This window comes from Alcanivorax sp. DG881 (assembly GCF_000155615.1).
Lineage (GTDB): Bacteria > Pseudomonadota > Gammaproteobacteria > Pseudomonadales > Alcanivoracaceae > Alcanivorax.
In genome coordinates, this window is the sequence record NZ_DS989915.1 from 3,136,447 (window position 1) to 3,158,611 (window position 22,165).

24 protein-coding genes are annotated in these 22,165 nt (G+C 53.9%); 14 read left to right on the forward strand and 10 right to left on the reverse strand.

From position 1 onward, the window contains the following. Nucleotides 1–29 precede the first annotated feature (29 nt). The 8 genes from ADG881_RS14205 to ADG881_RS14240 all read right to left on the reverse strand — a co-directional run bounded on the left by ADG881_RS14205 (nucleotide 30) and on the right by ADG881_RS14240 (nucleotide 7,576). On the reverse strand, nucleotides 30–1,721 hold the full coding sequence (locus ADG881_RS14205) for an MBL fold metallo-hydrolase (protein ID WP_007151494.1): 1,692 nt from the start codon (nucleotides 1,719–1,721) through the stop codon (nucleotides 30–32). A gap of 59 nt (nucleotides 1,722–1,780) precedes the next feature. Then, a complete protein-coding gene (locus ADG881_RS14210; protein WP_039926867.1) occupies nucleotides 1,781–2,815 on the reverse strand; it encodes a helix-turn-helix transcriptional regulator in 1,035 nt (344 codons plus the stop codon). 276 nt (nucleotides 2,816–3,091) lie between these two features. Further along, a complete protein-coding gene (locus ADG881_RS14215; protein ID WP_039926868.1) occupies nucleotides 3,092–3,976 on the reverse strand; it encodes a hypothetical protein in 885 nt (294 codons plus the stop codon). A 70-nt stretch (nucleotides 3,977–4,046) separates the two neighbouring features. Beyond that, entirely contained in the window at nucleotides 4,047–5,054 is a 1,008-nt protein-coding gene (locus ADG881_RS14220; protein WP_007150368.1) for a YqaJ viral recombinase family protein, read from the reverse strand. Beyond that, on the reverse strand, nucleotides 5,051–5,578 hold the full coding sequence (locus ADG881_RS14225) for a hypothetical protein (protein WP_232211732.1): 528 nt from the start codon (nucleotides 5,576–5,578) through the stop codon (nucleotides 5,051–5,053). Before ADG881_RS14225 ends, ADG881_RS14220 begins: the two co-directional genes overlap by 4 nt. A gap of 84 nt (nucleotides 5,579–5,662) precedes the next feature. Beyond that, on the reverse strand, nucleotides 5,663–6,631 hold the full coding sequence (locus ADG881_RS14230; protein WP_007151128.1) for a DUF932 domain-containing protein: 969 nt from the start codon (nucleotides 6,629–6,631) through the stop codon (nucleotides 5,663–5,665). 46 nt (nucleotides 6,632–6,677) lie between these two features. Continuing rightward, complete coding sequence (gene radC / locus ADG881_RS14235; RefSeq protein ID WP_007151578.1) at nucleotides 6,678–7,172, reverse strand: DNA repair protein RadC; 495 nt, start codon at nucleotides 7,170–7,172, stop codon at nucleotides 6,678–6,680. Nucleotides 7,173–7,243: 71 nt separating this feature from the next. Continuing rightward, nucleotides 7,244–7,576 carry a membrane protein gene (locus ADG881_RS14240; protein WP_039926870.1) on the reverse strand — a complete coding sequence of 111 codons (333 nt, stop codon included), beginning with the start codon at nucleotides 7,574–7,576 and terminating at the stop codon, nucleotides 7,244–7,246. Between the two features lie 234 nt (nucleotides 7,577–7,810). Here ADG881_RS14240 and ADG881_RS14245 point away from each other — a divergent pair, with 234 nt between their 5' ends. Both ADG881_RS14245 and ADG881_RS14250 read left to right on the forward strand, forming a co-directional pair. Then, nucleotides 7,811–8,953 (forward strand): XRE family transcriptional regulator, encoded by a 1,143-nt coding sequence (locus ADG881_RS14245; protein WP_007150403.1) that lies wholly within the window; start codon nucleotides 7,811–7,813, stop codon nucleotides 8,951–8,953. After that, nucleotides 8,953–9,441 (forward strand): DUF4411 family protein, encoded by a 489-nt coding sequence (locus tag ADG881_RS14250; RefSeq protein ID WP_007148781.1) that lies wholly within the window; start codon nucleotides 8,953–8,955, stop codon nucleotides 9,439–9,441. The genes ADG881_RS14245 and ADG881_RS14250 overlap by 1 nt, the downstream gene beginning before the upstream one ends. 66 nt (nucleotides 9,442–9,507) lie before the next feature. Here the strand turns inward: ADG881_RS14250 and ADG881_RS17690 are convergent, their stop codons facing one another. After that, a complete protein-coding gene (locus ADG881_RS17690; protein WP_007150628.1) occupies nucleotides 9,508–10,140 on the reverse strand; it encodes a hypothetical protein in 633 nt (210 codons plus the stop codon). Continuing rightward, nucleotides 10,101–10,556, reverse strand: coding sequence for a hypothetical protein (locus ADG881_RS14260; protein ID WP_156790428.1), 456 nt, complete (start codon nucleotides 10,554–10,556; stop codon nucleotides 10,101–10,103). The genes ADG881_RS17690 and ADG881_RS14260 overlap by 40 nt, the downstream gene beginning before the upstream one ends. Before the next feature lie 227 nt (nucleotides 10,557–10,783). Between ADG881_RS14260 and ADG881_RS14265 the strand changes: the two genes are divergently transcribed. From ADG881_RS14265 to yajC, 12 genes are all read left to right on the forward strand, one after another. Continuing rightward, nucleotides 10,784–11,272 (forward strand): hypothetical protein, encoded by a 489-nt coding sequence (locus ADG881_RS14265; RefSeq protein WP_039926872.1) that lies wholly within the window; start codon nucleotides 10,784–10,786, stop codon nucleotides 11,270–11,272. 187 nt (nucleotides 11,273–11,459) lie between these two features. Beyond that, nucleotides 11,460–11,822: a hypothetical protein gene (locus ADG881_RS14270; protein ID WP_039926873.1), complete on the forward strand. Its 363-nt coding sequence runs from the start codon at nucleotides 11,460–11,462 to the stop codon at nucleotides 11,820–11,822. Nucleotides 11,823–11,936: 114 nt separating this feature from the next. Continuing rightward, nucleotides 11,937–12,494, forward strand: coding sequence for a hypothetical protein (locus tag ADG881_RS17625; protein ID WP_156790429.1), 558 nt, complete (start codon nucleotides 11,937–11,939; stop codon nucleotides 12,492–12,494). A gap of 65 nt (nucleotides 12,495–12,559) precedes the next feature. After that, nucleotides 12,560–13,567, forward strand: a complete 1,008-nt coding sequence (locus ADG881_RS14275) for a YafY family protein (protein WP_232211733.1) — start codon at nucleotides 12,560–12,562, stop codon at nucleotides 13,565–13,567. Between the two features lie 149 nt (nucleotides 13,568–13,716). After that, the gene (locus tag ADG881_RS14280; protein WP_007150254.1) at nucleotides 13,717–15,819 is read left to right on the forward strand and encodes an AAA family ATPase; all 2,103 of its coding nucleotides are present in this window, start codon (nucleotides 13,717–13,719) and stop codon (nucleotides 15,817–15,819) included. 56 nt (nucleotides 15,820–15,875) lie between these two features. Next, the gene (locus ADG881_RS14285; protein ID WP_050760173.1) at nucleotides 15,876–16,634 is read left to right on the forward strand and encodes a PP2C family serine/threonine-protein phosphatase; all 759 of its coding nucleotides are present in this window, start codon (nucleotides 15,876–15,878) and stop codon (nucleotides 16,632–16,634) included. Nucleotides 16,635–16,722: 88 nt separating this feature from the next. Further along, entirely contained in the window at nucleotides 16,723–16,911 is a 189-nt protein-coding gene (locus ADG881_RS14290) for a hypothetical protein (protein ID WP_039926875.1), read from the forward strand. A 340-nt stretch (nucleotides 16,912–17,251) separates the two neighbouring features. Then, nucleotides 17,252–18,520 carry a PD-(D/E)XK nuclease family protein gene (locus tag ADG881_RS17275; RefSeq protein WP_050760174.1) on the forward strand — a complete coding sequence of 423 codons (1,269 nt, stop codon included), beginning with the start codon at nucleotides 17,252–17,254 and terminating at the stop codon, nucleotides 18,518–18,520. A gap of 315 nt (nucleotides 18,521–18,835) precedes the next feature. Continuing rightward, complete coding sequence (locus ADG881_RS14300; protein ID WP_039926877.1) at nucleotides 18,836–19,309, forward strand: RDD family protein; 474 nt, start codon at nucleotides 18,836–18,838, stop codon at nucleotides 19,307–19,309. Between the two features lie 103 nt (nucleotides 19,310–19,412). Next, a complete protein-coding gene (gene queA, locus ADG881_RS14305) occupies nucleotides 19,413–20,489 on the forward strand; it encodes a tRNA preQ1(34) S-adenosylmethionine ribosyltransferase-isomerase QueA (protein ID WP_039927491.1) in 1,077 nt (358 codons plus the stop codon). 73 nt (nucleotides 20,490–20,562) lie between these two features. Continuing rightward, nucleotides 20,563–21,675: a tRNA guanosine(34) transglycosylase Tgt gene (gene tgt, locus ADG881_RS14310; RefSeq protein ID WP_007150620.1), complete on the forward strand. Its 1,113-nt coding sequence runs from the start codon at nucleotides 20,563–20,565 to the stop codon at nucleotides 21,673–21,675. A gap of 23 nt (nucleotides 21,676–21,698) precedes the next feature. Further along, the gene (gene yajC / locus ADG881_RS14315) at nucleotides 21,699–22,061 is read left to right on the forward strand and encodes a preprotein translocase subunit YajC (protein ID WP_155133407.1); all 363 of its coding nucleotides are present in this window, start codon (nucleotides 21,699–21,701) and stop codon (nucleotides 22,059–22,061) included. Nucleotides 22,062–22,165: the final 104 nt, after the last annotated feature.

Here is a 22,165-nt window from a genome sequence, read left to right on the forward strand (position 1 = left end):
TCTGTCAGATCGAGTCATAACCATTCCGCTTAATTCCCGATATGTTGCTTTAGGTCCGGCCGTTCCTTAAGGATGGCCATTAATTTTTTGAGATCCTCGTCTACTGGGGTGCTGCCCTCAGATTCCAGTGAGATCCAACCGGATTCCTCTACGGGTATCTGTATGTCTAGGTCCATGCCAGGCTCTGCTGATTTCGAGGAAAGTGCATCTCTTAACGCATACCTGTTCCTATCATCGCCGTGCTGAAGAAAAATGGTGTCCCCGGCGGGTAAATAGCCTTCTTTTGCGTTGCGCAGCGCCCAATTCAAAAGATCCTCTTGGTCTCCATGGGCTGAATAACCTTTAATTTTCTCGATGTTAGCCATAATGTCAGCGACAGCGATGCTTTGCTTGCTATTAGGCCAGTGGATTATGTTGCTGTTCATTCTCCTGTCAGGGATTGGAAGGTCCCGGATGGATAGCAGCTTCCCGCAAACAGTGTTTGCTCCGCTAAATCCCGTTGTTGCCAGGATGGTGTTGCTTTTAGTCAACAGCAAGGGAAGCCAGTAAGCCGCCCTCCCTGCGTCACCGTTTCCGGAGCCTGTGACGATCACGGTCGGACGGTTTGAGGTGGCTAGTTCCTCCCGTGAGGGAATTTTTCGGGATATAATGGGCTTCCAGTTGTGGGCTATTTGGTTGCCTTCCTGCAGCGCCTTCCAGTTGCAGTCGTCTTTATACAGGCTTGTGGCATTCATGGCGCTTACGGCCTGTTGAAGATGGTCTGGATCGTTTTTGGTTAGTCCAAGAAGATCGAATACCTGTTTGCCGAGCCACAACAGCCTTGTCTTCTCTCTGTTGCTTTCCGTTTTAGCCCAGAATCTGATCGTTTCATCCATGATTTCTCTGCCAAGAGGGAAGTCGTAATAAAAGTCGACTTGCTCGTGGTACTCAGGGTTTTCCGCAGCAATAGCGTGAAGATCGAACAGGACATCCTGGCTTCTGCCTAGAGCAAAAGCTGGCATGAGGAGTGTCCCCTGAGTGTTGATGGTCCTGTCAATGAGCGACTTCAGGTGGTCCCTGCGAATCACGGGTTCTTTATCCGAAGGACTGCGGTTTGTGGACCCATAAGTGGATTCCATGACGGCATAATTATGATGGCCTGGGTTCATTGTATGGCGAATGATGGGTAGCACTTCATTATCTTGAGGCTGAGGTCCAATATCGCCTGAAAAAACGATGCTTCTTTGTTCTGGAGACATTGGCTTTCCCCAGTAAATGCTTACAGATACCGCACCGAGTATATGGCCGCTTCTTTGAAACTGGACAAAAAGGTCTTGGTCTACGGGGTGATAATTACCCAAAACTGGTGCTTTTTTGAAATGACTCCATTTGACCTTATTTATATTCGCTTTCGTGAATAGTTCAGGGTTCAAAGGCATTGCGTTGCTATACTGAATTTCCGCGATCCTGGCTGTTTCTTCAGTGCAGTAAACCTTTCCGTTAAAGCCGGATTCGTAGAGCGAGGGGATGAGCCCGCTATGGTCCATATGAGCATGAGTCAGCACGATGAACTGAATTTCGGATGGGTCGAATGGCCATTCTTGATGATTCCACACGTCGGCAGTGATTTCGCCTTGCTGCATCCCACAGTCGACCAAGAAGTTCCATCCCCTTTTATGATCCCGCATCCAGGTGCAGGAGCCTGTTACCTTTCCCAGTGGGCCGATGAAGTTGATTTCCATGGCTTTTTCTCTCTCTATTTTTCGATTTTCTATGTATTAAGCTTTGACTTATTAGCGGTCTAAGCCGTTATTGCCTTTGAGAATGCTTCGAGCGTTGGCACTGCTGAATTTGTTGTTGCACCTGATTTGATTATTTTCTCGTTCCACGAAAATGCGGCTAAGACAGCTTCTTGCCAAGGCGCTGGGAATGGGGCCTCGGTGTTTGTTTCGGGATCAACACGAATGACATCAAGCCTTTTTGCGGCTGAGGAACCATCTTGTGGAACAAGTTCGAAGGAGAGCTTGTTGTCTGTCGATATTGTGTATGCAGTTAACGGTGGTAGGTTGTGTCTGAACCAGTTTGAAAACTGGCGTACTGTCCAGAGGTCCTCTAACAGGAGCGTTTCTGATTGTGTTTTTTGAATGTCATCACAGAGAACGACAAGAAATTGGGCGCCCCTTCCTTTGTGCTCACCCAGGAAGATATATTCCGGGTAGTAACGATTGAGTGCGCTGCTGAGGGCTTTGTTTATGTAAATGGAAGCCCATTTGGTTAGTGGCTTCCAGGTGAGTCCGACCTTTTCCTGGTGTTGCAGCTCACGAAAAGTGAAGGTCAGCGTTTTGCCAGCATTCGATTCTGGATCAGGTATTTCTTCCCTCAGAGGAATTGTGAGCGTGCAGTCCACGCCTTCAATGGAATATGTTGGTAATGACGTAGTAGGAAAATCCGAGTATTCCTCGGCACTTGTTCCTCCGATTCGAATTGGTCGCTCTTCATAAATCCGTTGGTCCAGGAATGTCAGGAGATCAAATTCAGTGTTGAATAATTGTCTTCTTGCTTGTTGTGAAGGGGCACCGGATTCCATGAACTCGCAATAAAACGACGAGTAGAGCAAGTCGCCCTTGTCCGCACCGGTCAGATAGTCAATGGACACGCCCAAGGCTTTGGCTAGCTTCTGTGCTGTGCGCTTACTGGTGCTGCCTGAGCGTTCAATGCGGGTATAGGCTTCACGCGAGATTCCAATCTCTAGAGCCAGAGGGGCTTGTTTTGGATAGCCCTGTCTCTTTCTGGTCTCTCTGAGAATTGTTTTGTCCAAATCGAAGTTTTTGGCCACGGTGTTTGCCTCCTCGCTAGTAATGAAGGTCAGCCTACAGGGCAATAAACATCACGGAAACTTGTTTGGTGTGACGTTATATTTATTTAAAACATCACATCACCTCCTGGGATCCCGCTGGGGTTGGCTTAGCTCCATGTTTTTATTGTGGTTTTTGGTTTTGACTTCTTTGCTGGCGATTGGAGAGAAACCTGATCCGCATCAGCCGGATCAGGCTTTTATCTGCTTATGAGGTGGCGCATGGGCCTTAAGCTGATGCCGGATTCGTCTGCTGGATTACCCTGCAGCTTGTTTTCCCGCCAGCTTGTTACTCAACCCAGTGGTGGATTGAGGGCGTGAGTCCTTGGCTTGAGTGGCTCCCTCGCCAGAAAATTCCTCCACCATCTGTAACCCCTCATCCTCCCCATACTCGAACCAGGCGTTCATGAGCCCGGCCTGAGCAACCTTGTCCAGCTCCGTCTGGTGAATCCCCTGATTCTCTCGCCCCTTGGCTTCCTCCCTGGCATGGGTGACGGCTTCTTTCAGGGGCTGATCGGCCCGCAGGGTCAGGTCCACGTAATAGATCGGCGCCCGATGGCTCTGGGTAGTGCTCTTGCCGCGCAGCTTGAGCTCCAGTGGCAGGGTGGCTAGGTTGCCGCCACTGATGGCATGGAAGTAGCGTAGCCGGGCTGCCAGAGTACGGATGCTGTTGTAGCCGGTGGTGCGGAACACAAAGCAGCCCAATTCATCGTCATTCCCGATACGGACATACAGGCGGCCATAGGGTTTACAAAGCCCGTGGCTGCCGTAGTCGCACAGATCCGGTGACGGGCAGGGCAGAGTAGCCAAGCCATTCTCGGTATGGCGTCGGCAAGTCTCTCCGTTTCCGGCACACAGCGGCCTGCCGCTCTTCCGCTCGAAGAAGGTGTACTCCGCCCGCAGATTCAGGTCCGGGTCATTGAAGGGCAGGGTGACGGGAATGCTTCGTAGTTTTTTGCCCTGTACTTCCTGGCGCAGGGCCTCATCCAGTGGGTGCGGCAGCCAGCCTTCCTTGGTCTGGATCTGGGTAGTGATGGTGAACTGGTCGTCTTTCTCCGGCAGACGCTTGCCGTTCTTCTCCACCACACGGCCAATGCTGATACGGCCGATCACGGGTGGCGTAATCGCGAGTCCTTTAATCATGGGATTCTCCTGATAGCAGACACAGGCACGCAGCCGGGCCTGGCCCGGCTGTTATGCCGCTTGGGGTTAGTTAGGGGTTGAGGCGCACTAGGAACCGGCGACTGCCCGCCTTGTGCTTGGTGTATTGCTTGAGCAGATCCGGCTGATCCTGCAGCAGGGCCTTGGTGTCCAGGGTGGTGGAGTCCTTGCTGCGCTTCCAGGTCACGGAGCCCTCCGTGAAGGTAGCCTTGCTGGCCAGTCCCATGGATTGCTGAATGCGCTGCTTGAGGGTGGATTCCCGCTCGGTCAGTCGGCTCAGCGTGTCACGTAAATCCAGTAGCTCATTGAAGTCGCCTTCCATGGCCGGGTTATCCGTGAGATCCACGGTTTCCCCTTTGTCCTGGGGGTAGAGCGCTTGCAGGGCGTTCCCGGCAGAGTCGGAGCCATCCGGGTCCGGTGGCGTATCCGCTTCCACCAGCTGCCAGAACTCCCGCTCCAGCTCGTACAGGTGGGCGATTAATGCCTCGTCACGCTTGATGCGATGAATCTGCAACTCCTGCCCGCAGATCAACACGGCTACGTCCGCAGCCTGCTTGCCGGTGACCGCCAGTTGATGCTGCACCTGGCACTGGATGTACTCGGGAACCCCATCGGCCCAGAGCTTGGCGCCGTACTGGCCGGTGGTCTTGCACTCCAGGATCTGCACGTCATCGTTGCTAACTACTGAGTAATCCAGATTGGCCAGCATCCAGGGTTTATTGTCATCCGGATGCTGCAGCACGGCATTCACCCGCCGAACCTTGTTGCCGGTGATCCAGGCATAGGCCTCAGCCACCTTGGGCTCCAGCAGGGTGCCCCAGTAGAGTGGTGATTGAATGTCATCCGGATCAGGGGCAGGGAGCAGGCCGTCGCGCCCGGTCTTGATCATCCACAGTTCCAGCGGTGATTGATACGGGCTGATGCCCACAGCGGCAGCGGCATCACTGGCGCCAATGCCTTGCTTGCGGATCTTCAGCCAGTCCTCCCGGCTCATCTGCTTGGTGGAGACCAGGCGCAGAGCGGGGCGGGGTGAGGGTTTGATAGCGCGGGGTGTACTCATGGTTGGTCTCCTTTCAGCTGGGTCAGTCGTTCGGTAAAGCGATCATGGAGATTGATCAGCCGGTGGGTCTGTGGCGTCTGGTCCGTGGGGACCTCATGACTACCGCCCTGGCTGAAAAAGGTAACCACCAGCTCGGTGATCATTTGCTGGATGTCGGAGTGAGACGGTAAATTGCCGTCATTCTCCAGCAGATAGGTACCCAGCTGTTCGCCCAGGGTGGACACCACCTCGTACTCGAACACCCCAGGAAACCCTTGAGGGCCGTACCAGTAGGGTTGTACCTGCTTCCAGATATCAGGGATGAAGTCACACAGGGTGCTGATCAGCTCGATACAGCCATTGCCCCAGATTTCCAGCAGTCGGGTGTGGCGCTCCGGATTCAGCATCAGCCCTTCATACAAAAAGGCGCCCCAGAGGGCGGCCAAATGCGAGGAGAGTGGGGGTTGAGAGAATGGAGAAGAGGATGATTGTGCAGAGCGCTTCACTGAAGGTGCCGCACTATTGCCGTGATGATGGTCAGTCATGGTCAGGCTCCAAACAATAAAAAGCCCGACCGGCACAGAGCGGGTCGGGCTTTAGTCGAGGGGAAAGGGTGAGAAGGAAATCAGTCAGGCCACCAATTCCAGGGTCTGGTTCAGTGCTCGCTGCTTGATCTGGGCACCTTTACCGAACCAGGCGGAATCCAGCCGGTTGTCGGTGCTGCGGGCACGACGCTCATGGTCCACGAACTCGGTGACTGCATTGAGTAGCCCGTAGGCGGTGTTCTTGGCGGAAGCTAGCTCAGAACCGCGCCCCGCACCGTCATACAGGGCCATGGCTTTCTTCATGGCCTGTTCGTTGGGCTTCACCAGCATGTCGCCGGCTTGATAGTTCACATCGGTAAAGACCGAGCGCATGACCTTCTCGGCCGTCTTGCGGGCGATCCGTCGTTCGCTCAGGGCCTTCAGGCGATACATGAAGTCATCCCAGGCAGAAACGGAAATCCCCAGCTGCTTCTTCACGGCCTGCGGATCGAAGGTGGTGTTGTGGCGGACCTTCACTGCATGCGTGTTGCCATTCAGCGCTACGGCCAGGGTGTTGTTACACACGACTCGAATACTGGTGAATTGCGCCGTGGTCGCCAGGGTGCCGTCACAGGCGGTGGCCAGCAGCACATAGCCGTTGGTTTGGTCATTGCCTGCCAAGGAGCCTGTTTGCCCAGTGCGAGCCAGCGCCCACAGCTTGCGGCCCCCTTTAAGCACCCCTGCAGTCTCCAGCTCGAAGCCGGATTGCTCGGTGAGATCGCGGTAGAACTCCAGTACCTCACGGGGCTGAACCACCTTGAAGCGGTTACTTACTACCGACAGAGGGGCCTGGTTGTCAGAACGGAACAGCACCTTCTGATCCGAGAAGGAGGAGATCTGCCCGAGAGCCCCTGCCTCGCTACTGATAAAGCGAACCGGAGTCTCACGGATCTCCCAATCCATGCCGGCTTCGCGCATCCAGACTTCCAGCGGTTGTTGGCTGGCCAGCTGGTTGCCCAGTCCGTGCCAGGGTGTGCGGCCCACATAGGCCATGTTTTCGACAAGATGTGCCATGGTGAATCTCCAATTAATAATGAGAGGGTGATGAGAAAGAAAGGGGTTAAACCATGCCGCGTTCGGCCAGGCTGACCCACTCGGAACGGGACACCACAAAGTGGTCGAGCACCCGCACATCAATCAGCGCAAGGGCATCGGTAAGGCGCTTGGTGATTTGCTGATCTGCCCGTGAGGGCTCACAGCAGCCGGAGGGGTGGTTGTGGGAAAAGATTACGGCGGCTGCATTGCAGGCAAGGGCCTGCTGTACGATCACACGGGGATACACCGCCGCGCCATCAATGGTGCCGGTGAACAGGGTCTCGAAACTGAGCACCTTGTGTTTGTTGTTGAGGAAGATGGCCGCGAAGACCTCGTTCTTCTCCTGTGCCAGAGCCAGCTGCAGGAACTGGGCGACATCGGTAGGCGCGGTCAGCGCTTCCCGGTCAGTAAGTTCATCCAGCAGGATGGCGGCAGCGGTGCTGACAATCTCCTCGGGTTTAACGCAGCCCTGTACGTGGTACAGGCCCTGCTCGTTCTTTACGAAAGTGGGAATATCCATTCAGGCCTCCAAAGGGGCATAAAGAAGCCCGCACAGGGCGGGCTTCGGAGTAGTGGGTAGAGAAGAGGGGATTATTCAGAATCGAGGCGGAAGCGGTGACCGCAGTCCAGGCATTCCAGGTTGTCGAGATAGGTCTCGTCGAGCTTGGCGCCCAGCGCAGCACCAGCTTCACCGCCGGCAACGCCACCAGCCAGACCGCCGAACACAGCACCAGCGATACCGCCGATGGCGGACCCGGCAGGGCCAAACGCCAGGCCGACCGTAGCGCCGACCCGAGCACCACTGGTCGCCATGGCAAACCCACTGGCAGCGCCGGCAGCCGTGCCGACAGTCCCACCGACCTTGCGGCCATTCTGCAGGGGAACGACCCGGATGGAGCGGCAGGACGGACATTGAATGATCATGAAACCTCCATGAGATGGGGTCAGGAAGGCCATTCCTTCCTGGCTTCATGGAGGTGATATGTGGGTGAAAAAAACTGGAATCTTGTGATAAGGCCTGATCTTACCCGTGGGTTGGTGGCGTTGCGGGGACTTCGGGACGACGGATGGCGCGGGAAGTCGGTTGACGAGAGGTTGGCCAGTATGTCTGTATCCCTTACACTAAGCGATTGAAATATAACCAATTGAGCGCCGGCTATGGCAACCAGTTACGCGAAAATCAACCCGGATATCATGGTCTGGGCCCGTGAGCGGGCGCGGTTGAGCGTACCTGTGCTGGCTTCCAGGATGAATGTGACGGAAGAGAAGCTTGGGACTTGGGAGCGAGGGGAGCAGCCGCCCACCTTTAAGCAGGCCCAACGTTTTGCTTCCAGAACGCATATCCCATTTGGTTATCTTTACTTGAAGCAGCCTCCCGAAGAGTTGCTTCCCTTGCCAGATTTGCGAACAGTAGGTGGCCGCCAACCACAGCGACCATCCTCTGAACTTATTGAAATGGCGCAAATCGTTCTCAGGCGCCAAGAATGGTACACGGAATATCTGCGTGATCAGGGCGGGAAGGCGAACCCCAATGTGGGGCGATTTTCCGTGCAGGCTTCCGTGGCTGATGTGGTTCAGGATATGCGTTTGGTATTAGACGTTCCGGCCCATCCTGAGCGGGGAACATGGGAAGACTATCTTCGGTTGCTGATCGGGAAAATTGAAGATGCCGGCATTCTGGTGATGCGCCAGAGTTTTTTGCGACATTACACCCGCCCGCTGTCTGTTGATGAGTTTAGAGGGTTTGCAATAGCAGATCCGCTAGCGCCGGTTATATTCATTAACCAGGCGGATGCACCGAGTGCCCGCTTATTCACCTTAATTCATGAGCTGGCTCATGTGTGGATTGGGCAAAGCGGTATCTCCGATGCAAGCCCGGACTCCAGTCGCAGAGAGGAGGTTTTCTGCAATGCGGTCGCAGCCGAATTTTTGGTGCCAGAAGAAGAGCTTTTGGCGAACTGGCGAGACGATCAGGACTGGGAGATTACTGTTGGAGAGCTGGCCTCTCGTTTCAAGGTAAGCACATGGGTAACTGCCCGCCGGGCACTGACCCTGCGAAAAATTAGCCGTGATGACTACCTGCGTTATATCCATCAGATACAGGCAGAGTACCGCAATCGTGAGAAGCGCCAAGGTGGCCCGACTTATTACCGGACTCAGAAAGGGCATATCAGTGAGACCTTCTCTCGAGCGTTGGTGAGCGAGGCTTTGAGCGGTAGGGTTCTTCTTCGTGATGCAGGGAGTCTTCTCAATATGAAGCCTTACCGGATTACGGCGTTTGCCAAGGAGCTGGGGCTATAATGTATTTGCTTGATGCCAATACTTACATTCAGGCGAAGAATCTCCATTACCAGATGAGTTTTTGCCCAGCGTATTGGTCTTGGCTGGACCAGCAGTATGCGTTGTCCTCACTTGCCAGCATTAGCACAGTTTATGATGAGCTGGCGGATGGTGATGATGAGCTTTCGGAATGGGTGAAGGATCGGCAAGCGCATTTTCTGCCAGTTTCTGATGATGCAACCCAGGAAAAATTTGCTGAAATCGCGCAGTTCGTAGATGACATGCCCGTTAAGAAGCCTGAATTTGTTGCCGAGTTTCTCGCAAAAGCGGACCCATGGCTGATTGCTGTTGCAGCAGTCAATGGCGGCACGGTGGTTACCCATGAAACGCCCGTGCCGGATAATAGTACCAAGGTAAAAATACCGAATGTATGCGAGGCCTTCGATGTCCCATACATCACAACATTTCAATTGCTGAATCGGCTAGAAGCTCAGTTTGTACTTGGGTGAGCTTGGCGAGCGTGGTCATTTTCTCAAGGGTGCGCTCTTTTAGTTGAGACATGGTTCTACGCGGTCTCAGCTGCAAACTAGCCGCTTTGGTTCATGCTTTGATCCGAGGCCGAGATGAAGCGGATTGCTACCACCGAAGCAGGGGTTGGGCAGGGGGCGTCCTGTGCCTTCAGTGTGGGCGTAGTCAGCCTCGAACTTTAAAAGCCATTCTTTCCATGTAATGCGCGTTGGCTGGTCTAGAGGGTATTTCTGTCTGTCCTGAAGCATGTGCTTGACGAGAAATGCCTTGAGGTAAATAAACTGCCCCTGATTATCCCATGTCCAGCGGAGGCAGGCCCAGCGTTCCGAATTTGGATCTGGTCTCTCCAGTGCCGCTAGGAAATCATCGATTCGAGTGAATCCCAGGATGGTCTGGATGTAGTAGATAGCCCCTTCCCAGTAGGCGCCATGTTCATACTGGCTGAATGTATCGACGGGGTAGGCCGGTAGCAGGGTGACTTCTGATGACCGCCAGCTGTTGATAATGCGTTGGTAGGAGGTGTGCCAGTCATCGCCAGGCTTCAGGTGTGGGCCAGGCTGGTAAGCAAAGCGCTTGTCTTGGAACTCCCAGCTTTGTGGGACTGGCGGTAGTGGGACTTGAATGCGGCTGTTGGTGGTGTCTATTTGGCCGGGTGTGGAAGAGTAATGCTCCTGCCACACACCGGCAGTGCACCAGTCTCAGCCATGCCCAGCATTTCAGTGAACCAGCCGGCATAGCGATAATTGCGGTTTTCTGATGCGGCCATCAGCCGAGGAAAGCGGTCTTTGATCTTATCTGCCAGTTCTCTGGCCGTGTCGGGCCGGGCATCCTCCCACCCAAAGTACAGATTCCCACCATCAGCAGAGCTGTGATGAGCGGGTTCATATGAGCCGTTATCGGCAATCACCTCAACGCAATCACCTTCAATCGCCAAATGATGCAGCGGGATCAGCTGGCATCGCCAATGGAGTCCTGAGGGCACCATAGACGTATAGATGGCCAGATTATGGAACCCTTGTTTGTGGAGCTCGTGGACGGCGGCTAGAAGACGTGTAGATCGCCTGGCAATTGGTTGCTGAGATTGGTGAGTGGCCATAACTCCGAGATCGGCTCATTAGCAAGTGGTTATAGTGTTTGTGAGCCCGTTGGGCTGGGCAGTGGTCAGTGATCCTGAATATGCATCAATGAAATCTGCTTTAAATTGCTTGTGAGGTCAATTAGGTTGAGAGTGAGTCGGAATGGTGCGACAGGTATTGTCGCTAGTTAGGGTTGCTATGAGGCAATTGATACATCTGCTACCGGGGATATCTAGGGGAAGGAGCTATGGAGACGATTACTCTTGAGAACTCAAAATACGAGTTCGTGAAAGTGGGCCGCTTTGTGAAAAGCAAAACGCCCCTCAAGGTGAGGTTTGAGGGAAAGGACGATGAGGTGACCATGGAGCTGGAGCTGTGCCACGAAGATATTAAGAAGGTCGGAGAGTGCGTATATCTGGTGACGGTTGACGGTGTTCCTGTGTATGTCGGTGAGTATTCACGGACCCTTGAGTCCCGGTGGCTAAGGAGCGGAAACTATATTTGGCATAACAAAGACCTGTTGATTGTTGAAGAGGTCAACTCAGGGAGAAGGGTGGATTTCTACTTGGCGAAAAATGTTTACGTGATGATCAATGAGAGGGAGGTCAATATATCGAAGTCCATTGAGCATGACATTCTTCAGGTCGAGAATCTTCCCTGGAATACAAGAAATGCCAAGGTTGATGTGAGTGGTGTCAGGCGGTTGGCTGAATTTTATGCTGTTCTTGGTGTTTAGAGGGAGTGCTTTCTTGGGGTTTGTATTTAGCCATTATTACGGTCTCCCTGAAATAACATGAAAATAGACGTTGTGAAATTCCGCTGATTGACGACCGGAGCACAATCGATGGCTATTCCTGTTGGGATGTGTTGGAGAATCACAAGCCGTCTAAAGTGTGTTCTCCTAACTAACGAAGGAGAGAGCGATGAAATGTACTGGTGAGATATGGGTGTTTGGAACGGATGGTAACGAATGGCGGTACATTGTTGAAAACTGTATGGCCGATCAGGAGATGATTCGGGTTCAGTATTCGGGGGTCAAGGATGGCGGTCATTTCACAGGTGATTTCAATTTGAGGCGCGTAGATGGTGAGCGGTTTTCGGGGGTGGATCGCTTTCAATACGTCGGAGGGTATGATCCCTGTGAGTCAATAATGAATGTAATAGCTCGATTGGATGGCGAATTTTTATCAATAGAAGGTAGCCTAATTGAACGCGGTGAAGCTTTCGCAGGTGCATCTTGTCGTCAGTTTGGTATAGAGGGTGATCTTGAGCTGGTGAAGTCATAAATTGCGTGTTCGCCGAATGCAGGTGCCATCCTGGGGTAATCGTTGATTACCGTTCCTCTGATGAGCCTTCTTGCTATTTCGGACTCGATATAGTGCATTAAAGAGGATCAGGCTATGCCTCATGGCGGTATTGCAAGGGCTCTACTTAAAAGAGTTAAGAAGGAGCAACTTCTTAGAGATAGTGAATGTGGGGAAGGGAATTTCGCTGCATCTGCGCTCATAGAGTTCTTGTATCGTTACTGGTTGGAATCTGAATTGTATAATCTTGGTTTTGATGGCATCGAAAGAGAGGTTTTATATCCTCCAGATCATCGGTCTAAAAAAGGAAGGGCGAGATCATGCGATCTAAGATTCAAGCGGGGGAAATCAATATATTGGCTTGAGCTGAAGGTAGCATACTCTAATACGAGATATTCTCGGAATGAGCTTGTCTCGGATATAGAGAAGCTTGCTCAACTCCCCGAGACAAATGGCAGTCATCAGGTCAAAAGGGTATATATTGTTGTGTTTATCTCTGAAGGAAATGAAGTTCCTTTAATAATGAAAGGAATAATTGAGGCTGCTGCTGGTGTTGGTGCAGCATTGGAATATGAAAGTTCCTATATGCCGACCCCCGGAGAATGGAAGGGGTGGCAAAATTCTCATATTCATATCGGTTGTTTGATTTGGTAACTCCTCAGGGCCATGTGAAACTCCTGTCGGGTAAGCTGTCACGAGCATAATGTAAAGGATTGATGATGGCGGCGAGCGCTACAATTAGCAATAAAACCTATCGAGTGATTGCTCTACTTCAAGCTTTACCTAGACATCCATACAAGGTCACTAGCAACGAGATCCACCAACGACTGATCAGCGAAGGGCATGATATCACGCGCCGATCTATTGAGCGTTATCTCAAGGAGTTGTCCGAGTCCCAGGCTTTTCGCGCTTTAGTTCAATGCGATGACTCTGCGACCCCCTACGGTTGGTCCATCGCTCAGAAGCAAAGCCTGTCCATTCCGGGAATGGACGCACAGATGGCTGCTACTTGGGATTTGGTCTCCCGGTACCTGACGCCACTGATGGCTAAGGATGTTTTGGCAAAGCTCGAGCCAGTCTTCAGTGAAGCGAGACAGTGGTTTGAGCGTCATCGCCCGATGGGCAAGCGTTACTGGTCAGACAAGGTGGCGTATGTACCCCGAGGGTTCCATTTGGAGCCCGCAGCCGTGTCGAGAGGTATAGCGGATCAGGTCTATGATGCGTTGTACCGAAATCGGCAGATAGAAATTTGGTATAAGGATAAGGGCGAATCCCACCGTGTTCACCCCTTTGCTTTGGTAGACAGAGGGGCTGTTCGGTATTTGATTGTTCGCTTTTGGAATTATAAGGATTTCAGGCACTTGGCTTTGCACCGGTTGCGTAAAGTGCATGTTCTCGATGAAGAGGTAGAGAGAGCTTCAGATTTTGACCTCGACAGGTATCTCAAAGAAGGGAATATGAATTTGCCTTACGGTGAGAGTATCGAGTTAGTCATGCGCCTCTATGGTCGTGCTGCTGATCATTTGTACGAGACCCCAGTAAACGGATCCCAAACGCTGCGTGAGGTGAGCGCCGATGTTACGGAATTGCGCGTGCAGGTTAATAGCACAGAGGAGCTGAAATGGTGGATATTAGGCTTTGGGGCAAACGTAGAAGTCCTCAAGCCGATCAAGCTCAGGGATGAGATCAGAGATGAAATGTTGAGGGGCGCGAAGAGATACGGCTAGCAAGCGCTAGCCTTTATGCCCTCACTCTCATAACTCAGACCCGCCGGCCTCATCTGTAATCCTCATATAGCTGATTTTGCGCGACAGAAACTGACGCGCCCAAAAGTAATAATGGGTGTGTCGAATGTCGCAGTGTCAGGAGAAAGGGGATGCGCTTTAAACTGGATAGCCGCTTTGCAACACAAACAGGGACCATGGAGAGTGCCCTGCTGATCCGTCACTGGGTTGCCCGGCTCCTCGCGTATTCGTCGGCATGGCATGCCGGCTGGTGTCGCCAGGATAAACGCTTTGAGAATGACGATATTCTTGAGTTGTTGGGGTTCCTGCCATCCAGAGAGGCTCGTTTGCGCCGGCCTCCCCAGGCTCTTGAAAAAGTTATCGGTGAGCATAACCTCGACGCGTTACTTGCTGGAGATGACCTCTATCAGAACGTGGTTAAGCTGGGTGATCGGCTTTCCTTGACGGAAGCGGAGCGCCGGTTGCTAGTTCTGTTCTGCTATAAGGATTCGAGCGAAATACTTAACGAGGTTTGTTGCCTGGTAAAAGGCAGCTCTATGCGACAGCTTACCGCGCTTTTGGCTCGTATCGTTGATGCCCCGGAGCAGGACGTACAGGCCGCTTTGAAGCCCACGGGCGTGTTAAGGGCGACGCAGTTACTTACACTCCATATGGCGTCCGGATTTCGTGGCAAGGATCTGTCATGCATGATCGAAGTGGAGGATGAGCTACACGAAAGCCTACATGTTCCGGATGCTTCTGATGCTCATCTCGTTAGCCTTTTTTACAGGGAGGCAGATAAGGCTCAGCTGGGGCTGCAGGACTATAAGGAGCTCAAAGAGGAAGTGGCAATGCTGTCCCGCTTTCTGACCCGGTCAGTAGAAGAGGGAATTAAAGGTGTCAATGTGCTCCTCTATGGCCCTCCGGGAACCGGGAAAAGCGAGCTTGCAAAGGTGATCGGTGAATCGTTACAGATGAGCATGGCTTTTGTCCCGGAAGAAGAGCGGGATGGTGACGCTCTTACTGTGAAAGGGCGTATGGGGCGCTATAACGGCTGTCAAAGAGCCATCGCACATGATTCTCGTACCCTCGTGGTGTTTGATGAAGCAGAGGACTGCCTGTGTGATAGCCCATTCATGTTTTTTATGCCGTCTAAACGACAGACGGAAAAGTCCAGCATGACGCGTGTGCTGGAGAATAACCCGCGCCCTACGATTTGGATTTCAAATCGAGTGGATATGGATCCGGCTTTCCTGCGCCGTTTTTCCCATGTGGTCCATATGGACAATCCGGGGCCTTCTCGGCGTGAGCGTTTGGTCCGCGAAGCGATGGCCGGGGAAGCTGTCTCTGAAGGCTTTATCAATGAAGCTAGCAAGCTGGAATCGCTTTCCCCCGCGATTCTGCATAGCAGCCTGCATTTTTCACGTCTAGCTACGGAGAGCGGCAAGGATACGGAAAGTCTTATCACTCACAGCCTCAATGCCCGATTCAATGCCATGGGGGTGTCTGAGCGTTTGAAGGTGGAAAAGCACAAGGGGTTCCCTTGGCGTGGGGAGTGTCTGCGCGCCTCTGAAGATGTGGCAAGTCTCATCGACCAGATCAACCCTGATGTGCCGGTGCGGTTTTGTTTGCATGGGGCACCAGGTACCGGAAAAACGGCTTGGGGCCGTGAGCTGGCCGAGCGTATCCAGCGTCCGTTGATTGTCCGCCGGGCGTCAGATTTGCTTGATATGTTTGTGGGAGGAACCGAAAAGCAGATCGCCTATGCTTTTGAGGAGGCCGAGCAGGAGGGTGCGGTACTGCTGATTGATGAAGCGGATAGCTTTATCGGTAGCCGAAGCAATGCGCAGCAAAGCTGGGAGGTGTCGCATGTCAATCAGTTCCTGGCATCACTTGAGCGCTTCAATGGCATTTTTGTTGCCACCACCAACCTCTTGGAGCGAGTTGATGAGGCGGCCATGCGCCGTTTCGACTTCGTCGTGCGTTTTGATTGCCTAGACCAGGAAGGAGCCTTGCTGTTGCTGAAGGACCTGGCCGATGCCTACGGAATCAAATTGCCAGCGAATAAGGTGCAGCGGGCAATGCTGGATGGAATGGAAATGTTGACTCCCGGTGATTTTGCGGCCACCTATCGTCGCGTCCGGGTGCTCAAGAATCCGCCGGATGCTGCTGAATTGGTGGGTATGCTGCGTGACTGCCTCCGCTACAAGAAGAAACCATCACAGCCAATAGGGTTCATGGCGTCGCTGCATTAAGTGCTGTAGCGCTGCCGCATCCTAATTTCCCCCGATTCCATTGTGATGGAGTGCTCATGTTAGACACTGCTTACACCCAGCATAGCGGAGGTTCATCTCGGCCACAGCAAGATGCCATCTGGACAGGGAAGTCCATCCTGCAAACACGAGATGCTCCGGTTAGCGGTTACCGTGGTAAGGCGCCTGTAATTCTGGCTGTTGCCGACGGCGTGGCAGCCAGCACTCGTCCAGCACGAGCAAGCCGGTTTGTGGTTGAAGCCCTGTCGCGCCTTACATGCCGCGAACGCTTGACCGGTAAACAGGTTCGCGTAGTACAGGCGCTGCTCTCAGAAAAGTATGCAGGTGGTAAGGCCCATGGGGCGTCCACGACGCTGGTGGGGGCCAGGGTGACGGAAAACAGCTGCGAGATCGTCAATGTGGGCGATAGCCGCGCCTATCTCTTCAATCCGGAAGGCGAATGCCGTCAGCTGAGTGAAGACCACACCATCCTGAATGCCCTGATTTCCAGCGGAGAGATTATTCCTGAGGAGGGGGTTGAGTATGCCCAGATGTATCAAGGGTTGGCGCACTGTTTGACAGCTGATACAGAGGAGTACGGTTTTGCCCTTCATTTTCAGGAATCGGCACTTGAGAACGGGAGCGGCCTGCTGCTCTGTAGTGACGGGCTGCATGATGCCATCGGCGATGTGGATATCCGCAAGCTGTATCAAGCGGGCCTGACGGCTGCTGATCAGGTAGAGCTGTGGCGGCAGGCGGTGATTGATGTGGGGGTGCCGGATAACCTCTCGATACTATTGGTCAGGAAATCAGCATGATTTTCTCTGTTAGCTGGATTGGAGGCGACATTTTTTGTCATCTCTATGCTCTGAGATCGCCCATCGTGGTGATTCGGTAGGAGGGGCTGTGGCTTTAGATGAAATGCTCGAGCCTGGCTGGCTCGTCCGCTTTGCTGATATTGAACGCTATCGCAATATGAGTGACGTTGCTATTTGTTGGTTCATGTATGGCAACAACGTTCACCCAGTTCCAGAGTTTTACAAATATGACTGGTGGATTTTTTGGGAGGGGCGCCTGTTGATGGGGATGAGCTAATCTTCAGTGAGGATTACCGGATGAACATCTCAGAGGTAAATCTTCTTTATGATCGGCTAATGTAAAGAAAAGACGGTTTTCTTCATGTACAACCAAAAACGGCCCAGAAGGGATTGCCTGAACCCCTTCAATCCAAACGCTAAGCGATGGGAGGGACAGTGCTGGGGTCCCTCTCTTAAGGATGATCTGGACCCTCTCGTTACGGAAGGGCCTTGGGCTGGGCATAAATAGCGAATAGTTTGCATTAATGGTGAATTTTCGTGGTGATGGGCTTCATTCCGGGAACATCGCGTGCGAATGGGGGCCGGTCTCGAGTGTGGGATATAGGCAAAGGAGTTTGATGTTGAGTCGTTATGACAGTGTGAGCGAATGGTTCTGGAAATCAGATCTCTGTGAGCGCTTACGGGGAGCAAAGCCTTCGAAGCCATCAAATGTATTGTCGCTTCTTTTCTCTGCGCACGATGAGGTGAGGCTGCATACACCAATGATTGGCTGGTTACTGGATCCACAAGGTGACCATGGTCTGGGTATGGAGCCCTTAACGCGCTTCCTGGAAAGATTGGGGGCTCCTATCCCGGATGCCTGCGCTAACCAGTCAGTTAGCGTGTGGAGGGAGAGGTATTTTCCGGGATATGGCCGGGTTGATCTGATTGTTGAGTATCAGGGGCGCGCCATTGTTATCGAAAACAAGCTGTATGCGGCTGACCAGGAAGCCCAGCTTTCGCGGTATCAGCAGGTCCTGGATGAGCTGATCTGCCCAGAACCAGGCAGCTTGTATTACCTCACCATCGATGGCTCTGAGCCGTCGGATGTGTCCTGTGCGGCTCCAGAGGGCCAGCAAGGTGATCATCGAGCGCCTGACTACCACTGCATCAGTTATTGCTCAGACATACTGGGCTGGCTGGTAGAGCTGATCTCAGAGGTTTCGGAGGAGAACTCCAGAGTCCGACATAGCCTAGAACAATATCTTGAAATCGTGATGGAGGTGACGGGGATGCATTCTCGCAAAGACGCTATGGAAGAGCTGAAGCAGAGTGGTCTTTTGGAGCATATACGGCGAAATCCGGGGGACGCTGCGGTTCTGGCAGGGCTGACCCGCTCTGTTCGCTTTCTGCATGCTAAATTGCTGGAGGATCTTGTAAACGCTGTTCAAGAAAGACTGAAGTCTGAGTCGTCTCTTGTATCGGTGGAGAATGCCGCCAGAAAGGACAGGCTCGACTGGAGTGTTTATGAGGCATGGGCTGGAGGGAAAACGGCCAAAGGGACCCTTTTGTTTAAGGTTCAGAGTGTCTCCGATCCAGCCTTGCAGAATGTGCATTTGTTGATCGGGCTCGATGCTGCAGACATGTTTTGGGTTGGGTTGGGCCACTTTGTTGATGGTGAGCACCAGGACAATGTTGTTTCTGGTGACCGCTTTGGGGTTATTCCAGGTCATAACAGCAATCAGTGGTGGTTGAGCTGGGTGACGATCAAGGAATTGGATCCTGCCGCTTTTGATGGTGCAGATGGTGTTGGGCGGTTGGCAGTGGATCAGAGCTTGGCTGAGTTGGTAGAGCGCGTTCTAGGGGTCTGCCGGCAGTATCTCGCCATTCTGGATAAGGAGGCCTGAGGTTTCTGTCGTGCACGGCGAGTGGAGGGCTGCCACTGGGGTTTTTTGACCTCTCCATGACTTGCCTCAGGCGGCTGCGTTATACTGCCTCCCACGAAGGGTTCGGGTCCCATTTTTAGGTGGTTTTTAGTGGGGCCAACAGTGTGGTCAACACCCTTTTTGGTTTTTTTATTATCTTGTAAATCAGATGGTTGGGGATCTATTTGAGTCCGGCCTCTGTACCAAACAATAAAAGAGCCCGCTTCCAGCGGGCTTTTTTATGTCGGGCGTCGCAGGCTCTCGATAGCTCAAACTCGTCTGTCCAGGAGAGTGATCATGACCGACTATGCCCCGCCCGCCGGTTTGCTTAAGCGCCTCATGGCGCTGGTCTATGATGGCTTTTTGGTGCTCGCCTTGTGGTTTGTGACCACGGGTATCTTCGTGCTGGTCTACCCCAAAACCGGGTTGCCGATGGAAGATATTAATGGCGTCACCCGCGCTGCTCCGGACTACCTGAAGGGGATTTTGCTGCCGCTGCTGCTGGTGGAAACCTGGTTGTTCTATGCCTGGTTCTGGATGCGTGGTGGCCAGACCCTGGGCATGCGTGCCTGGCGGTTGCAGGTGCGGGACTATCGCGGTGGGCCGGTTAAGCTCTGGCAGACACTGGCTCGCTTCCTGGGTGCCTGCGTGTCATGGGGTCTGTTCGGGGCGGGCTATCTGGTGGTGCTGATCGCGCCGCATCAAACGCTTCACGATCGCCTGTCCGCTACGGCGACGGTGCAGCTGTCGAAGAAACCCAAGACGCCCTGAATCGCACCTTGCTTCCTAGCGAGCCGGTGACGCAGACCGCTTGGTGTGAGGGGGTTTAGCAGGTATCCTTGCCACCCCTTGAACTTCCGTGCCGGTACAGTACGTGAACGTCGACGATTTTGATTTTGAGCTCCCCGACGGGTTGATTGCCCGCCATCCGCCTGCTGAGCGCCGTGATGCGCGTCTGTTGGCGCTTACCCGCGATGCGCTACTGCATCAGCAGTTTCCTGATCTGCTTTCCCATGTGCACCCCGGCGATTTGCTGATCTTCAACGATACCCGCGTGATTCCTGCCCGGCTGTTTGGCCAGAAGGAAAGCGGTGGCAAGGTTGAAGTGTTGATCGAGCGGGTGGTGGATGACCACGAGGCACTCGCCCACGTGCGCGCCTCCAAGTCACCGAAACCGGGAAGTTGGCTGGAATTTGATGAGGGTATTCGTGCCCAGGTGACGGGGCGTCGTGACGCCCTGTTCATCTTGCAGTTCTCGCTGCCGGGCCAGGGCTGCGACACCCTGCTGACCGCACTGGAGAAAATCGGCCATGTGCCGTTGCCGCCGTATATCGACCGCCCGGATGAGGATGGGGATATGGAGCGCTACCAGACGGTTTATGCCCGCGAACCTGGCGCTGTGGCGGCCCCAACCGCCGGCCTGCATTTTGACGATGCGATGCTGGCGGCCCTGGAGCAGCACGGGGTTGATATCGGTTTTGTCACCCTCCATGTAGGAGCAGGGACGTTCCAGCCGGTGCGCGTGGACAAGGTGGAAGACCATCACATGCACAGTGAGCGTTACCAGATCCCCGATTCCCTGGTTGAGCAAGTGGCCCAGGCCCATGCCCGGGGTGGCCGGGTGGTGGCGGTTGGAACGACCGCACTGCGGGCGCTGGAAGCGGCCAGCCAGTCCGGTGGTTTGCAAACCGGGCAGGGCGAGACGGATATCTTTATCTATCCGGGTTACCGGTTCCGGCTGGTGGATGCCCTGGTGACCAACTTCCACCTGCCCAAATCGACGTTGCTGATGCTGATCAGTGCCTTCGCGGGCCGTGATCGGGTGATGAACGCCTATCAGGCGGCGATTGAGTCCCAGTACCGTTTTTTCAGCTACGGCGATGCCATGTTTATTGAAGGAACGCAGCATGCATCACGCGACACGCAACACGCGGGTGGAGCTGACGAATGATCCTGTGTTTCCCGTTTTTTGGCATGCTGCGTGAAGCATGCCGCGTGCAAGCGAGCTCTTACCCATGTCCCGAATGACCTTCCAGCTCAACGCCACCGATGGTGCCGCCCGCCGTGGTGAGATCACGTTTCCGCGGGGCACCATCCAGACGCCGGCGTTCATGCCGGTGGGGACCTACGGGACGGTAAAAAGCATGTTGCCCCGAGATCTGGTCGAGACCGGTGCCGAGATCTGTCTGGGGAATACTTTCCACCTGATGTTGCGCCCGGGTACCGAGGTCATCGAAGCCCACGGGTCCCTGCACGGCTTTATGCAGTGGGACAAGCCGATTCTCACTGACTCCGGCGGTTTTCAGGTATTCAGCCTGGGCGATATGCGCAAGATTTCCGAGCAGGGTGTGGTGTTCAAAAACCCCATCAATGGCGACAAGGTGGAGTTGAGTCCGGAAAAGGCCATGCAGGTGCAGCGCTCACTGGGCAGCGATATCTGCATGATTTTTGACGAATGCACGCCGTTTCCGGCCACCGAGAAACAGGCCCGCGATTCCATGGAACTGTCCCTGCGCTGGGCGAAACGCTCAAAAGACGCCCATGAAGGCAATGATGCGGCGTGTTTCGGCATTGTTCAGGGCGGCATGTACGACGATTTGCGCCGCGAATCCCTGGCCGGGCTGGTAGATATCGGCTTCGATGGCTACGCCGTGGGCGGCCTCAGCGTGGGCGAGCCCCAGGAAGAAATGCTACGCACCCTGGGCAACCTGACCCCGCATATGCCTGCAGAGCGCCCCCGTTACCTGATGGGCGTGGGCAAGCCGGACGACATCGTTGAAGCGGTGCGCCGTGGGGTGGATATGTTCGACTGCGTCATGCCCACCCGTAATGCCCGCAATGGCCACCTGTTCATCGCCGAAGGGGTGGTGAAAATCCGAAATGCCCGACACCGTCATGATCTGGCTCCCCTGGAGGCGGATTGTGACTGTTATACCTGCCAGCATTTCTCCCGCAGCTATCTGCATCACCTGGATCGCTGCAACGAAATGCTGGGCTCCCAGCTCAATACCATCCATAACCTGCGTTACTATCAGCGGCTGATGGCTGGATTGCGGGGGGCCATTGAAGGGGGTACATTGTCCGCCTTTGTGGACGACTTCTATGCGGCGCGTGGCCAGACTACGCCAGCGCTGTAGCTATTTATCGATTGGAGTATGTAATGAACATCGCAATGCGTTCCCTGCTGGCCCTGTTGGCCACTGCCATGGTTTCTCCGGCGTTTGCAGCCCCTGCTGCCCCTGCCGGCCCGGGCGGTGTCGAGCTGATCATGCTGGTCGTGATGATGGTGGTTTTCTATTTCTTCCTGATTCGCCCGCAGCAGAAGCGTGCCAAGGAACACAAAAACCTGGTCCAGAGCCTGAGCAAGGGTGATGAAGTGGTCACTAGCGGTGGCATTCTGGGCAAGGTAGCGAAAGTGACCGATGATTTTGTGGTGGTGGAAATCAGCAACAACCTGGAAATCAAGCTGCAGAAAAGCAGCGTCCAGGCCACTCTGCCCAAAGGCACCATCAAGTCGATCTAGAAGAATAGCAGCCCCGTCTTGAGCGGGGCTTTTGCTGTTGCGGTAACGCCAGCAAAACCCAATGTATCGAGCGGTTGATTAATCGTGCATGCCGGCCGCCTTTT